The organism is Chelativorans sp., from assembly GCF_031180965.1.
Lineage (GTDB): Bacteria > Pseudomonadota > Alphaproteobacteria > Rhizobiales > Rhizobiaceae > Chelativorans.
The window spans coordinates 60,694-75,000 of sequence record NZ_JAPSLH010000021.1 but is presented as its reverse complement, the minus strand read 5'-3'; the positions used below and the strand labels follow the sequence as shown (position 1 = coordinate 75,000).

Below are 14,307 nucleotides of genomic sequence, written 5' to 3'. Positions count from 1 at the left end.
GGATTTACGACCGGGGAAGGACATGCCGGAGCCACATTCAGGCCCAATTCAGTTCCTACCGCAGGTCTCATATAGGTACGCGTGCGCGCGATTCCAGAGGGCCCGCAGGCAGGATGCTTTTTCCTGCATTCGCCCTGGCGAGGGAGGCGCCTGCCCGTGCATTGACTTAAAAGAACAGGACGGGCATCACTTCCCACCCGGGAGGCGCCCGGCAGCCGAAAGGGAGCGGAACGAGTTGGGAGACGAGGCTTTAACGAGATCTCCCCTCGGTGATGAGCCGCCGCTGATCGCGGGCGGCCGCAGCGGACCTCCGGACCGCCGCCAGATCTCGGCTCGCTGGCTCGCCGGCACCGTCCTCACCGGCCTCACCTCGACCGTCTTGATGGGCGTTGCCCTTTCCGCTGCGCTTGACGGCCGCGAACAGCTCGCCACCCCGCCCGAAAGCCTTCTCACGTCCAATCCGTCCGAAGGACCCGAAGCCACCAAAGGGGCCCGCCTTCTTCCGGCACGGCTGCTTGCGCGTCGCGACGACCGGCGGCGCATGGAGGTCTCCACTATCGTCAAGGAAGGAGACCGCGAACTCGTCCGCACCCTGCCCTTCGTCCATGTGCGGATGGAACTTGCTGCCGGCCATAGCGCCCACTTCGACTATCCTCCCTTCGACCCGCTTGCTGTCTTCGCCGAGGACGGCGCGGCGGCGACGGCCAGCATGGGCCTGATCTATGGGGCCAAGGTGGACAGCGAGGTCCGACTACGCACGCTGCCTTTCCCGGTGCAGGCGGCTGCGTTCGACGAGAGGAGCGACCTCTCCGAGAACGAGGTCGAGAAGGTGGTGCGGGAGACCGGTCTCATCCTGACTGACGGCGATGTGCAGGTCGCCGCGCTCCACTACATAGATCCCCAGCGCTTCGGCGATACGCTGGCCACCCAGGCGCTGGACACTTTCAGCGCGCGCGTCATCGAGGAGAATTTCTCGGTGGCTCAGCGCAGCACACCCGATGGCCCCTCGATCGGCTTTGCCGAGGATGTGATTGTCTTCACGCAAGACCAAAGCATTCTCGAGGCATTCCGCCTCGCCGGCTATGACGGGGAAGACGCAACGCGCATGGCGCAGGAGATCGGCCGGCTCCTCAACGCCAGTGCCCTTCGCGCCGGGATCGTTCTGTGCATGGGCATAGAGGCGCAAGGCGAGACGAGCCGCATCGTGCGCGCCAGCGTCTACAACGGGAAGCAGCACATCGTCACCGTGGCCGTGAACGACAGAGGCGAATACGTACCGCGCAATGTGGAGCCGGAACATGGCCCGGAGCTCATGGCAGCGCTCGACACTGAGCCGCGCCAACAGCCCGTCCGGACGGATCTGCCCCAGGTCTATGACGGCATATATAGGGCGGCCTACTCCTACGGCCTCACGCCGGCGATGACGCAGCGGCTCATCCGCCTCCTTGCCGCCGATGTGGATTTCCAGTCGCGCCTCTCCCCTTCCGACAGGCTCGAAGTGTTCTTCTCCCAGCCGAAGGAAGACGGCAGCGCGTCGGAAAATTCAGAGATCCTCTATGTATCCGCGAGCTTCGGCGATCGGCAGCGTACATATTACCGGTTTCAGCTTCCGGACGGCACAGTGGACTATTTTGACGGCGAGGGGCGTAGCGCGCGTCCCTTCCTGCTGCGCAATCCCGTTCCCAACGGCCGCTTTACCTCGGGCTTCGGCATGCGCCGGCATCCGATCCTCGGCTATTCGCGCCTGCATACGGGCGTGGACTGGGCTGCGCCGCGCGGCACTGCCATCATCGCTTCAGGCGACGGTGTCGTCGTGAAGTCCGGCTGGGCGGCGGGCTATGGCCGGCAGACGATTGTCCGCCATGCCAACGGATACGAGACCTCCTATAGCCACCAGAGCGCTATAGCCAAGGGCATCGTTCCGGGCGCCAAGGTGCGCCAGGGGCAGGTGATCGGCTATGTCGGCGCGACAGGCACCGCCACGGGCAACCATCTGCATTACGAGTTGATAGTCAACGACCGCAAGGTCGATCCGATGCGCGTGCGCCTGCCCGACAGCCGGGTGCTCGAGGACGAGACGCTCCAGGCGTTCATGCGCGAGCGCGAGCGGATCGACGAGCTCCTGCGCGAGGGCTTCACCAACCCCGTTCCCATGGCGCGCATTTCGGGCTGAGTGCCTGGAAAGAGCGTCCCGCGCGGCGGGCACGGGACGCATATGGCCGCGTCTGCCGAGCTAGTCGATGAACTCCACGGTCACGCCCGGCTTCACCCGCTTGGCCAGTTCCTCCGCATCCCAATTGGTCAGGCGGATGCACCCGTGTGAGTTCGTCTTGCCGATCTTGGAAGGTTCCGGCGTTCCGTGGATCCCGTAGGTCGGCTTCGACAGCGCGATCCATATCGTGCCCACCGGGCCATTCGGCCCAGGCGGAATGGTAAGGATCTTGTCGTTGTTGCCCTGCTTGAAGTTCTTCTTCGGATTATAGGTGTAGTTTGGATTGAAGGCGACGCGCTCCACCTGATGCGTGCCGCTGGGGGATGGCGTGTCGGTGGAGCCAATCGTGGCCGGATAGGCGCCGACCAGCTTTCCGCTCGCATCATAGGCGCGCACCTGCTTGCGGGCCTTGTCCGCCACGATCCGGGCGACCTGGGTAGTGGCAGGCGTCCCTGGATTTGCCACCTTGATGATGGTGCCGGGGCGATCGAAATTCACCCCCGGATTGAGGTCGATGAGGAACTTCTCATCCATGTGAAAACGCTCGGCGAGCATCTCGGTGACCCGCGTGAAGCTCAGCCGCTCGAGTTTTGCCTTCTCTCCGTAATCCTCCGGCACCGACGCGACATAGGGGCCGGCGGCGTCCTCCGCGGTGATCGTATACTCGATGAAGGCCGGCCCGCCCGTCCGCTCCAGCTCCGCCTGCATCCATTCCTTGTCGTAGGTCTTCAGGCGCTGTCCGGTTATCTCGTAATAGGCGTCGATGGCCTTGTTGACATTGTCACCCGTGTGCCCGTCGATCACGCCTGGCGAGGCGCCCGCGCGGTCGAGCAGCACCTGATAGGCAGCAACCTCTTCGCTGGCGCGCCGCGAACCTGGAACATTGATGTCCGGCACCTCGGGAAGCGTCTGCCGCGCCCCGGCATCCGGCACCCCGGAAGTGGATCCGGGATCGGGCTGCGGCACGGAAGCGAACTCGTCCCCGCTGTCGGAGGGCGGCGGGAGCGGTGCCCGGCTGATGCTGCTGTCATCCCGCGATGAGCCGTAGTCCGGCTCGCCCGGAGGCAATTCGCGGTAGCCGCGATCTTCGAAGGGGTATTCCTCAATGGGAGGAGCGGGCGGCTGGCGGTAGTCTGGCCCACCCTCCCAGCTGCGTGCGATCGCGGCCTCGCGATCGCGGTGGAAGCGCTCGACATCCCTCGGATCGCTAAAATCATACTCGGCCAGAGGATCGCGTCTGGGGTCGACGATCGGCGGCGGGGGGCTGGCCAGCGGCGCGCGGATCTCGACCACCTGCCCCGTGCGGGGATCGACGATGATCTCGCGCCCATATTGGTCGATATAGACGTCGAATTCGTATGCCTGTGCCAATTGCACGCCGGCGGTGACCTGCGCCGGAAGGCGCTCGTCCGTGGCGGACAAGGGCGCGGCGCCAAGGGACGGAGCCGCCAAAAGACCGGAAAGAAATGCCACAGGGTATTTCAAGTCATTCTCCCCGCTGAACCAGCGAAAGTTGCAGCGCATGATTCGAGCCACTCGCATCCTGCCGCCTAAAAGATGAACCCGGCATGAAAATGGCTAACAAAGCGATAATAGTCGGGCCCGGGACGTACAGATTCAGTCAGGCCGGCTGCCTGTAAAAGCCATATGTAAGACCGGCGGCCCCACGGCAGGGGCACCCCGATACCTTCGGCACGCGCCCTGAGCGGTTCCGCTTATTGGACGGGCGCGGTAAGGATACCCCGCGTGCCGCCGGAGTCTCTCGCTTCGATATCAAGCCTGCCGTCGATCTGCTTGACCAACGCCCTGGCAATCGTGAGGCCCGAGGCGCGGCGGCTCTCCCCTGTCTTCCAGCCGATACCGTCATCGCTGACCTCGAGTTGGAAGGTGGCGTCAGAGAGCGTCGACACAGCGATATCGACCCGGCCGCTGCGCCCTTCCGGAAAGGCGTGCTTCAATGCGTTTGAGATCAGTTCGGTGGCGATCAATGCCGCCGGTATGCTGGTGCTGAGAGGCAGATGGAGTTCGTCGCCCGAAACCGCGACGGAGACCCTGTCCTGCGCCTCATAGGATTCCACCATGCGCCTGCTGATGACTTGGAGCCGGTCGAGCAGCGGCACGCCGGCCGCCTCTGTATTTTCATAGAGCGCCTCGTGCACGGCACTGATGGCGTGCACCCGGTGCACTGTCTCCGCGAGGGCGCGGCGGGCCTCCTCCGAGGCATCGCGGGACCGCATGGAAAGCAGGTGTGCCACGATTTGCAGATTGTTTTTGACCCGGTGGTGGACCTCCCGCAGCAAAGCGTCCTTGTGGGACACCAGCCCGCGCAGTTCGGACGTGGCCATTTCCACTTTTCGGGAAAGCGTGGCGTTGAGCTCTGCCAATTCCGCCTTCGCGATCTTGGTCGCCGGGCTTTCGATGACCTGCCACTCACCGCGCCTGCGAGCCACCGCGAAGGAGTGCACATTGACGATGTCCAGCACCTCGGAGGCGCCGCACCGGGCCATGCAGTAAGTGCAGAGCGCGATGATCCTGCGGGTGCCGAACGCCTCCGAGACGAGCTTCTCGTACTCGTTGAACTCCTGCCACTGATGCTGCTCCAGCCACAGCGTGTCGCCGGTAAGCCGGTACCCGGAATAGCCGGCGGACCGCGCCTCTTCTTCATGGGCGAGCCAGCCGCCGACCACCTCTTCCGCCTTGAACCTGCCGCCGCGCTGATACCAATCGCGCCGATCCATGATGGTGATCTGACCCGAGGCCAATGCCTTTTCCAGGTCGGGGTAAACCGCCCGGAGCGCCGACTTGGCGTCTTCGGGGCCGAACTGGTCCGACGTCACCCAGTGACAAAGCTCGTTATTCTCCAGTCCCGCCCTGAAATACGGAACAAGGACGTCGGCCATGTCATTCGGAGTATCATAGAGCTGGCAGAAATGGGCGCCCCATGGCACCGAACCTACCGCTGCGATTCCTGTCACTGCTTCGCCGGTCGCCATGATGTTTGCCGCTTTGCCTCGTGAAGGGGCCAGCATATACGAGTTTCTCGATGATGGGGGAACAAATCGTGCTGCCGGAGAAAGTTCTCATCGTTGAAGACGAGGCCTTGGTGGCGGCAGGCCTCGAACTCTTCCTCGAAGATCATGGTTTCGAGATTGTCGGCTGGGCTCTGGACGGCGCCGAGGCCATGAGTCTCGTCACCCGGCGCCGTCCGGACGTGGCCCTGGTCGACATCCAGCTCCGTCGGGGTGAGGACGGAATAGAGCTGGCGCGGACCTTGCATGAAGAGCACGGGATTTCGATCGTCTTCCTCACTGCGCAATCGGACCCGGCCACGGTCGAACGCGCGAAATCCGTCAGGCACCGGGCCTATATTCGCAAGCCCTACGATGAGGCCGATCTGCTGGCAGCCATCAGGCAGGATGCCACTTCTTAAACGGATATCGCCCGCGCAAGCCGGCTAAGCTTGTGTCAAACCAAGCTCGGTGCGGAGTTTCTTCGGCAGTCCGTCGGCAACGAGCCGGTGGCTCTGCGCCAGGTATTCCTTGAGCGCAGCGTCGTCCATCGACTCGTGCGTTTGCCGCTGGATCCATTTCATGCCGCGGGAGGCGAGGTAGGGAGCAGGTCTGAGGCCCGGCTGTTCCTTCAGGATGTCGTAGGCGATGTCCGAGCATTTGAAGGTGACGAAGAGATCGCCGCCCTCGCCCTGCCCTCCTATGGCGAAAACCTTGCCGCCCACCTTCCAGACATGGGCGCCGCCCCACTGGACCACATGGGCTGTGTGAGGCAGGGAGGCGCAGAAGGCATTGTATTCTTCAAGCCGCATTCCGCTCCCCGACGAAAGAAGGCGGGCGGCGCAGGAGACGCCGCACGCCCCTGGTCCTATGCCGCCTCTGCCGTATCTCCGGCGCTCCTGCGCGGGCGGAAGATCAGCCGGTCCGAGCCCGCCGTCACCTTGACGCTCGAGCCGTCGAAGATCTCGCCCATCAGGATCTTCTCGGCAAGCGGATCCTGCAGCTCCTTCTGCATCACCCGCTTCAGCGGCCGCGCGCCATAGGCGGGATCGTAGCCTTTGTTGGCCAGCCAGTCGACCGCCTCCTGGTCGAGGTCAAGGGTGATCTTGCGGTCTTCGAGCAGCCGCTCGATCCGCTTGAGCTGGATGCGGACGATGTCGCCCATATCCTGCCGGCGCAGCCGGTGGAACAGGATGATCTCGTCCACCCGGTTCAAGAACTCCGGACGGAACGAGGCTTGCACGACGGCCATCACCTCGCTGCGCACCTTGTCCACGTCCTCGCCCTCGGCGAGGCTGACGAGATACTCCGCGCCGAGATTCGACGTCATGATGATGAGCGTGTTGCGGAAATCGACCGTGCGGCCCTGACCATCGGTAAGACGCCCGTCGTCGAGCACCTGGAGCAACACGTTGAAAACGTCTGGATGCGCCTTCTCGACCTCGTCGAACAGGATCACCTGATAGGGCCTGCGGCGGATGGCCTCCGTCAGCACGCCGCCTTCCTCATAGCCGACATAGCCGGGAGGCGCGCCGATCAACCGGGCAACGGAGTGCTTCTCCATGAACTCGGACATGTCGATGCGCACCATCGCCTGCTCGTCGTCGAACAGGAAGCTGGCCAGCGCCTTGGTAAGCTCCGTCTTGCCGACGCCGGTGGGGCCGAGGAACATGAAGGAGCCGATCGGCCGGTTCGGATCCTGCAGCCCGGCGCGGGCGCGCCGCACGGCCTTCGAAACAGCCTGCACCGCCTCACCCTGGCCGACGACGCGCTTGGAAAGCTCGTCTTCCATGCGCAGGAGCTTTTCGCGCTCGCCCTGCAGCATCTTCTCGACCGGGATGCCGGTCCAGCGCGAGACGATATGCGCCACATGGTCCGGGGTGACGGTCTCCTCCACCATGCTGCGCGTCCCGTCCGTGGTGGTCTCCGCCTCCTGTAGCTTCTTCTCGAGCTCAGGGATGACGCCATAGGCAAGCTCGCCCGCGCGCTGCCACTCGCCCTTGCGCTGGGCGATCGCAAGCTCGTTGCGCGCCTCGTCGAGCTGGCGCTTCAGGTCGGCGGCAAGGCCGAGCTTGTCCTTTTCCGCCTTCCAGGCGTTGGTCAGGCGGGTGGATTCCTCCTCGATGCCGGCAAGCTCCCTTTCCAGCTTCTCCAGCCGGTCCTTCGAAGCTTCGTCCTTCTCCACGCGCAGCGCCTCGCGCTCGATCTTGAGCTGCATGATGCGCCGGTCGAGCTCGTCCAGTTCCTCGGGTTTGGAATCGACTTGCATGCGGAGCCGCGAGGCCGCCTCGTCGACGAGGTCGATGGCCTTGTCGGGTAGGAAGCGGTCAGTAATGTAGCGGTTGGAAAGATTGGCGGCGGCCACCAGCGCGGAGTCGGAGACGCGCACCTTGTGGTGCTGCTCGTACTTCTCCTTGAGCCCGCGCAGGATGGAGATGGTATCCTCCACCGTGGGCTCGCTGACGTAAACAGGCTGGAAGCGGCGGGCGAGCGCAGCGTCCTTCTCCACATGCTTGCGGTATTCATCGAGGGTCGTTGCGCCCACGCAGTGGAGTTCGCCGCGCGCGAGCGCGGGTTTCAGGAGATTGGAGGCATCCATCGCGCCGTCGGCTTTGCCCGCGCCCACCAGCGTGTGCATCTCGTCGATGAACAGGATGACCCCGCCCGCCGCGGCTTCAATCTCCGAGAGCACGGCCTTTAGCCGTTCCTCGAACTCGCCACGATATTTCGCGCCGGCGATCAGCGCGCCCATATCGAGCGCCATCAGCTGCTTGTCCTTGAGCGATTCAGGCACGTCGCCATTGGCGATCCTGAGCGCCAGGCCCTCCACGATTGCAGTCTTGCCGACGCCGGGCTCGCCGATCAGCACGGGATTGTTCTTCGTGCGGCGCGAGAGCACCTGGATCGTGCGGCGGATCTCTTCGTCGCGGCCGATGACGGGATCAAGCTTGCCCGCGCGCGCCTCTGCCGTCAGGTCGCGCGCATATTTCTTCAGCGCGTCATAACCCTGCTCGGCACTCGCCGAATCGGCGGTGCGGCCCTTGCGAACGTCGTTGATGACCTGATTGAGCGCGGTCGGCGTCACGCCGGCCTTGGCGAGGATCTGCGCGGTCTTGGCCGACTTCTCGACGGCCAGGGCAGTCAGCAACCGTTCGACGGTCACAAAACTATCGCCGGCCTTTTTCGCAATGTCTTCGGCAGTGGAAAACACCTTCGCCAAAGGCTGGGCCATATAGAGCTGGCCGTTGCCGCCCTCGACGCGCGGCATCGCCTCGAGCGCCGCGTCGACACCGAGCTTCACGTCGCGCACGCTCCCGCCCGCGCGCTCGATCAGCGAGGCGGCAAGGCCTTCCTCGTCGTCGACCAGCACCTTCAGGATGTGCTCGGGCGTGAACTGCTGATGATTTCTGGAAAGTGCGAGCGTCTGGGCGGACTGTATAAAGCCGCGCACTCGCTCTGAGTATTTTTCGATGTTCATGTCTCGCGTCTCCATCTCCATGCCGACCCGCTTTGCGGCATCGGAAGGCTAATGTGACGGACCCCCAACCGGCCTGATCTTCAAAGCCGGCCTACGGCAGGTCCAACCGACCGAGATATGGTGGCTTTCCGGCGGGGGCACAAGATCGGGGCAAAATGCAAAACGGCGGGCATAAGCCCGCCGCTTCAAAAGCTTACGCTGGTGCCGATCTTCAGCCTTGTGCGACGACGTCTTCGGGGGAGGCAGCCTCGTCCTGCGCATCATCGGCCTTTTTGGCGCGCGGGCGGCGTGTGCGCCGGGCGGGCTTCGCCCCGGGCGTCTCGCCGGCCTCCTTCTGTGGAGTCTCCGTCGCGACCGCGGCGGCCTCCACAGCGGCGGGAGCAACAGCCTGTTCCAACCTCTCCGCCTGACCGTCCGGCTGCCCGTTCACCGGCCGGTGCGCGCCGTTTCCGCCATGGCCGCGGCCATTCGGCCGGCCGGCGCCGTTCACCTCGCGATCCTTGAGAGCGACTTCGGCCGGCAGTCCGTCGATCACGGGCTGCGGGCCCGAACCGTCATTGACCGCGGGGCGCGGATGGCCGGGAAAAAAAGCATCCTGCTCATCCCGCTCTTCGCCATCCTCTTCGGATTCGTCGCGGAAGTCGCGTGTGTTCTGTTGCTGCTGCTGCGGCTGCATCTGCGCCTGGGCGGCCGCGATCAGCCGGTTGTAGTGTTCCGCGTGCTGCAGGTAGTTTTCCGCCATTACCCGGTCGCCGGAGCTCTGGGCGTCGCGCGCCAGGGTCGTGTATTTCTCGGCGATCTGCTGCGCGGTGCCGCGGATCTTCACGTCCGGGCCGTTGCTTTCGTAGCTGCGGGTCAGCGGGTTGGGACCCTTGCGGTTGTTATTGTTATTGTTGTTGTTGTTACCGCGACCGCGCATACGCCTGTTCTGCTGTTGTGGCCTCATTCCATTCTCTTTTTCGAGATGACTATCGATCTTGCATGTTGATTGAAGAAATGAGCGGAGACGTCGCCCCTCGGACTATTCCCTGGCGTCCGCTGCGTCTTTGAAGACGGCCGCATGTCATCCTGTCGATTTCATATCCCCTTGCCGAATGATCCCCGCACGAAGCAAATGCGTCAAAACGCTTCTGAGCAGTCTGTCTGCGGGAACCGAATCGAAAACGGCTACTTGCTTCGCCTCATCCGGCAGGCGGAACCTAACGGCATTCAACCGTCTTGCCAAGCGTTTTTTCAGCGCCTTCATCCTCTGCGTGCAGGGGCGAAGATCATCGCCCGATCACGGCCACCCAGGTCGCGCGCGCTCTTCAAAAGCGCGTAGCCTTCTGCGGTAAAAAGCTCCATGACGGCTGTCTTCTGGTCGTAGCCTGTTTCCACCGCGACCAGTCCGCCCCTTGTCAGGTGACCCGGTGCGCCGGCGGCGATCATCCGGTAGGGCAGAAGCCCGTCCGGGCCACCATCGAGCGCGGCGAGCGGATCATGCTCGCGCACCTCGCGCGGCAGCGTCTCCAGTTCGGCTGTCCTGATGTAGGGCGGATTGGAGACGATCAGGTCGAACCGACCTCTTACGTCTGTTAGCCAGTCCGAGCGCAATGCGGCAAACCGCGATCCTATCTGGTTGATGTCGGCATTGCCTCGGGCGGTTTCAAGGGCTCCCTCCGAAATATCCGTGCCCACCGCCTCGGCTTCCGGCACCGCGTTCAATATGGCCAGCGCTATGGCGCCGGTTCCCGTGCCGAGATCAAGGATTCGGCATCGCCCATTGGCTTCGGCCACTCGCCGCGCCTCCGGAAGCACGAGATCCACTAGGGTCTCCGTATCCGGCCGGGGGTCGAGGGTCTCTGGCGAAAGCAGAAGCTTCAGCCCGTAGAACTCGCGATAGCCGAGGATGCGGTGGACAGGCTCGCCCGCGATCCGCCGCCCTACCGCAGACGCGACCTGTTCCGCGGCGGCCTTGTCCACCGGCCGCTCCGGCGCCGCGATGGCATCGGCGCGCGTACTATTGGTGAAATGCTCGACCATGAGGCGCGCTTCCAGAGCGGGGTCGTCGATGTTTGCTTCTACGAGGCGCCGCCTCGCATCAGCGAGCACAGCGCCGAGGGTGCTGGGCGGCGCTCGCTGGACATCCGCTTCAGGTCCTTGCGGCCGGGCGGAACGCTTCATCGCCACCGCTGACTCACCCCTCCGCGCCCTCGGCCGCGAGCAGCCTCGACTGGTGATCGGCGATCAAGGCATCGATCACCTCGTCAAGCTCGCCCTCCATCACCCGATCGAGCTTGTAGAGGGTGAGGTTGATCCGGTGGTCGGTCACGCGTCCTTGCGGGAAATTGTAGGTGCGGATGCGCTCTGAGCGGTCCCCAGTTCCCACCTGCAGCCGCCGCGCTTCGGAGCGCTCCTCGGCAGCGCGCGAGCGTTCCATGTCGAACAGGCGGGCGCGCAGGATCTGCATGGCACGCGCACGGTTCTGATGCTGCGACTTTTCCGCCGAAACCACCATGATGCCGGTCGGCAGATGCGTTATGCGCACGGCCGAATCGGTGGTGTTGACATGCTGGCCGCCCGCGCCGGAGGCCCGCATCGTGTCGATGCGGATATCCTCAGCGCGGATATCCACGTCGATCTCCTCCGCCTCCGGCAGCACCGCAACGGTAGCCGCCGACGTGTGGATGCGGCCCTGCGCTTCGGTGGCGGGCACGCGCTGCACGCGATGCACGCCGGACTCGAATTTCAGCCGGGAGAAAACCCCTCGCCCGGAGACGGAGGCGATGATTTCCTTGTAGCCGCCCGCCTCGCCTTCGCTGGCCGAGACCACTTCCACCTTCCAGCCGCGGGCATTGGCGTAGCGTTCATACATGCGGAAAAGATCGCCGGCAAAAAGGGCCGCTTCATCGCCGCCCGTGCCGGCGCGGATTTCGAGGATTGCGTTCTTCTCGTCCGCCTCGTCCTTCGGCAGCAGCAGCAGGCGCAATCTTTGCTGCAGATCCTTGATCCGGCTCTCCACCTCCTCGCGGTCGGCCTCGGCCAGTTCGCGCATCTCGCGGTCGATGTTCCGGTCGGCGAGCATGGCATCGAGGTCCTGAAGTTCGCCCTCGGCCTTGCGGAGCGCGCGGATATTGCCAGCCACCTCCTGCAGCTCCGCATATTCCGAGGCGAGCTTTACATAGGCGTCGGGCGAAGGTCCGGCCGCCATTTGCGTCTCGATCAGCTCGAAACGCTTCAAAACCTGGTCCATCCGTTCGCGCGGCAGCTCGGCCATCGGTCGCCTTGGCTTAGAGGGGAATGTCGTGTTCGCCGGCAAACTGCTTCAGCTCGGCGCGGATATCGGTCCTGCCGTTGTGATTGGCAAGAGCCGCTTCAAGCCGTTCGGAAAGCTTCTGCAACGGCAGCTCGCGCAGCATCGCCTTCACCGGGCCGATGGAGGCCGGCGTCATGGAGATGGACCGGTAGCCGATGCCGAGCAGGGCCATGGCCGAGACCGGCCGTCCGGCGAGCTCCCCGCATAGCGTCACCGGCGTATGCGCTGCCTGCCCTGCCTGCGCGATCTGCCTCAGCACCCGCAGGAAGGGCACGCTCAGCGGGTCGAAGCGGTCCGCGATAAGGGTGTTGCCCCGATCCGTCGCCGTGACGAACTGGAACAGATCGTTGGAGCCGACGGAGACGAAGTCCACCGCCTTCATGAGTTCTTCCAGCTGCCAGAGCAGTGCCGGCACCTCGATCATGGCGCCAAGCTTCAGGCTCGTCGGCAGGAGATAGGCAAAGCGCGAGAGGTGGCGCACCTCGCGGTCGATGATGGCCCGCGCTTGGCGGATCTCTTCTATTTCGGTGACCATGGGCAGCATCAGCTTCAGCTCGCGCCCGCCGGCGGCCTTCAGCAGCGCGCGGACCTGCGTGCGCAAAAGCCCCGGCCGGTCGAGCGTCAGCCTTATCGCGCGCCAGCCGAGTGCCGGATTCTCCTCCTGTTGCGTACCCTTGAAATAGGGCAGCACCTTATCGCCGCCGATGTCGATGGTGCGGAAGGTGACGGGTTTGCCGTCCGCCGCGTCCAGCACTTCGCGGTAGAGCCGTTCCTGCGCCTCGACGCGCGGAAAGGTCGAGACCACCATGAATTGCAGTTCGGTGCGGAAGAGGCCGATCCCCTCTGCGCCTGATTGCGAAAGCTGCGGCAGGTCCACCGCCAGACCGGCATTCATCAGCAACTGGATCGGCACCCCGTCCTTGGTCACCGAGGGCTCATCGCGCAATTCACGATAAAGCTGCTGCCGCCTCGCCCGAAAGCGAACCTTTTCCGCATAGGCAGTCTCGATATCGACCTGCGGGCGCAGATGCACCTGGCCGTCCTCACCATCGACGATGATGGCATCGCCGTTCTCCGACATCGCGACGGCGCCCTTCACCTGGCCGACAGTGGGAAGCCCGATGGCGCGCGCGACAATGACGATGTGGCTGGTGGGTGCGCCGTCCTCCAGAACCAGCCCCCGCAGCCGCTCGCGCGGATAGTCGAGCAGTTCGGCCGCTCCCATGGAACGGGCTACGAGAATGGCGTCCTTCGGCACGATTTCGGCGAGCGCGTCCGGCCCACGGCCCATAAGCTGGCGCAGAAGGCGATTGGCGAGATCGTCGAAATCGCTCATGCGCTCGCGCAGATAGGGGTCGGTCATGTGCATCATGCGCGCGCGCATATCGCTCTGCACCTTCTCGACCGCCGCCTCCGCCGTGAGGCCGTTTCGCACCGCCTCCTCGAGCCGCCGCACCCAGCCCCGGTCATTGGCGAACATCCGGTAGGCCTCGAGCACGGCGCGATGCTCGCCTTCAAAGGCCACGTCACGCCGCGAGAGCATGTCGTCGATGGAAAGGCGCAGCGAGCTCACAGCCTCGTGCAGCCGCTCCATCTCGCGCTCGCTGTCGTCGTTGAGCAGGTTGGTCACGACGACGCGCGGCTCGTGCAGGACTACATGCCCGAGCCCCACCCCCTCGTTGAAGGGCAGGCCCTTGAAGCTGACGGAGCGCCTCAGATCGAGCTCGATGCCGGGCCTGGTGAGCCGCGCCAGATCGCCGGTCGCGATCATCTCGGCCACGACCATGGCTACCGTCTCCAGCGCCTCCACCTCGTCCTCGCGGTAGTGGCGCATGGTGCGGTTCTGGACGACGAGCACGCCGAGCGTGCGCCCTGCCCTCAGCACGGGGACGCCGAGGAAGGAGTGATAAATCTCCTCGCCGGTCTCCGGCAGATAGGCGAAGGCCGGATGTTTCTGCGCGTCGGACAGGTTGAGCGGCCTGGCGCTTGCCGCGATCGTTCCGACCAGGCCCTGGCCGAGGCGCAACTGCGCCAGGTGCACGGCGGTCGGGTTGAGGCCGACGGTGGCGTAGAGTTCGAGCACGGAATCGGCACGCAGGACGTAGAGCGAGCAGACCTCGGCCACCATGTTCTGGGCGATTTCGCGCACGATGCGGTCGAGCCGCTCCTGCGGCTCCGCGGCCTCCGCCATGATCTCGCGGAGACGCTTCAGCAATACGCGCGGGCCTGCTGCCGTGTCTCGCATCGGACCTTCTCCAAAGCCTCGTGGGCACTGCCGGTGCGGCAGCGCCCGAAGCATGGTTAAAGACAATCG

The 14,307-nt window shown here is 64.5% G+C and carries 10 protein-coding genes; 2 read left to right on the top strand and 8 right to left on the bottom strand.

Annotated elements, in window-relative coordinates; all coding sequences use genetic code 11:
• Positions 1-235: 235 nt before the first annotated feature.
• Positions 236-2,173: a M23 family metallopeptidase gene (locus RIN79_RS15590; RefSeq protein WP_309085595.1), complete on the top strand. Its 1,938-nt coding sequence runs from the start codon at positions 236-238 to the stop codon at positions 2,171-2,173.
• Positions 2,174-2,233: 60 nt separating this feature from the next.
• Here the strand turns inward: RIN79_RS15590 and RIN79_RS15585 are convergent, their stop codons facing one another.
• Both RIN79_RS15585 and RIN79_RS15580 read right to left on the bottom strand, forming a co-directional pair.
• Positions 2,234-3,697 (bottom strand): L,D-transpeptidase, encoded by a 1,464-nt coding sequence (locus RIN79_RS15585; RefSeq protein WP_309085594.1) that lies wholly within the window; start codon positions 3,695-3,697, stop codon positions 2,234-2,236.
• A gap of 230 nt (positions 3,698-3,927) precedes the next feature.
• Positions 3,928-5,205, bottom strand: coding sequence for an MEDS domain-containing protein (locus RIN79_RS15580; RefSeq protein WP_309085593.1), 1,278 nt, complete (start codon positions 5,203-5,205; stop codon positions 3,928-3,930).
• A gap of 68 nt (positions 5,206-5,273) precedes the next feature.
• Between RIN79_RS15580 and RIN79_RS15575 the strand changes: the two genes are divergently transcribed.
• Complete coding sequence (locus RIN79_RS15575; protein WP_309085592.1) at positions 5,274-5,642, top strand: response regulator; 369 nt, start codon at positions 5,274-5,276, stop codon at positions 5,640-5,642.
• 24 nt (positions 5,643-5,666) lie between these two features.
• On the opposite strand, the gene RIN79_RS15570 is transcribed toward RIN79_RS15575, so the two are convergent.
• The 6 genes from RIN79_RS15570 to ptsP form a co-directional block, all read right to left on the bottom strand.
• Positions 5,667-6,032 (bottom strand): MmcQ/YjbR family DNA-binding protein, encoded by a 366-nt coding sequence (locus tag RIN79_RS15570; protein ID WP_309085591.1) that lies wholly within the window; start codon positions 6,030-6,032, stop codon positions 5,667-5,669.
• A gap of 56 nt (positions 6,033-6,088) precedes the next feature.
• Positions 6,089-8,698 carry an ATP-dependent chaperone ClpB gene (gene clpB, locus RIN79_RS15565; protein ID WP_309085590.1) on the bottom strand — a complete coding sequence of 870 codons (2,610 nt, stop codon included), beginning with the start codon at positions 8,696-8,698 and terminating at the stop codon, positions 6,089-6,091.
• 211 nt (positions 8,699-8,909) lie between these two features.
• A complete protein-coding gene (locus RIN79_RS15560) occupies positions 8,910-9,644 on the bottom strand; it encodes a DUF4167 domain-containing protein (protein WP_309085589.1) in 735 nt (244 codons plus the stop codon).
• Positions 9,645-9,940: 296 nt separating this feature from the next.
• The gene (gene prmC / locus RIN79_RS15555) at positions 9,941-10,861 is read right to left on the bottom strand and encodes a peptide chain release factor N(5)-glutamine methyltransferase (protein ID WP_309085588.1); all 921 of its coding nucleotides are present in this window, start codon (positions 10,859-10,861) and stop codon (positions 9,941-9,943) included.
• 13 nt (positions 10,862-10,874) lie between these two features.
• On the bottom strand, positions 10,875-11,954 hold the full coding sequence (gene prfA / locus RIN79_RS15550) for a peptide chain release factor 1 (protein WP_309085587.1): 1,080 nt from the start codon (positions 11,952-11,954) through the stop codon (positions 10,875-10,877).
• A 13-nt stretch (positions 11,955-11,967) separates the two neighbouring features.
• Positions 11,968-14,238 carry a phosphoenolpyruvate--protein phosphotransferase gene (gene ptsP / locus RIN79_RS15545; RefSeq protein ID WP_309085586.1) on the bottom strand — a complete coding sequence of 757 codons (2,271 nt, stop codon included), beginning with the start codon at positions 14,236-14,238 and terminating at the stop codon, positions 11,968-11,970.
• Positions 14,239-14,307: the final 69 nt, after the last annotated feature.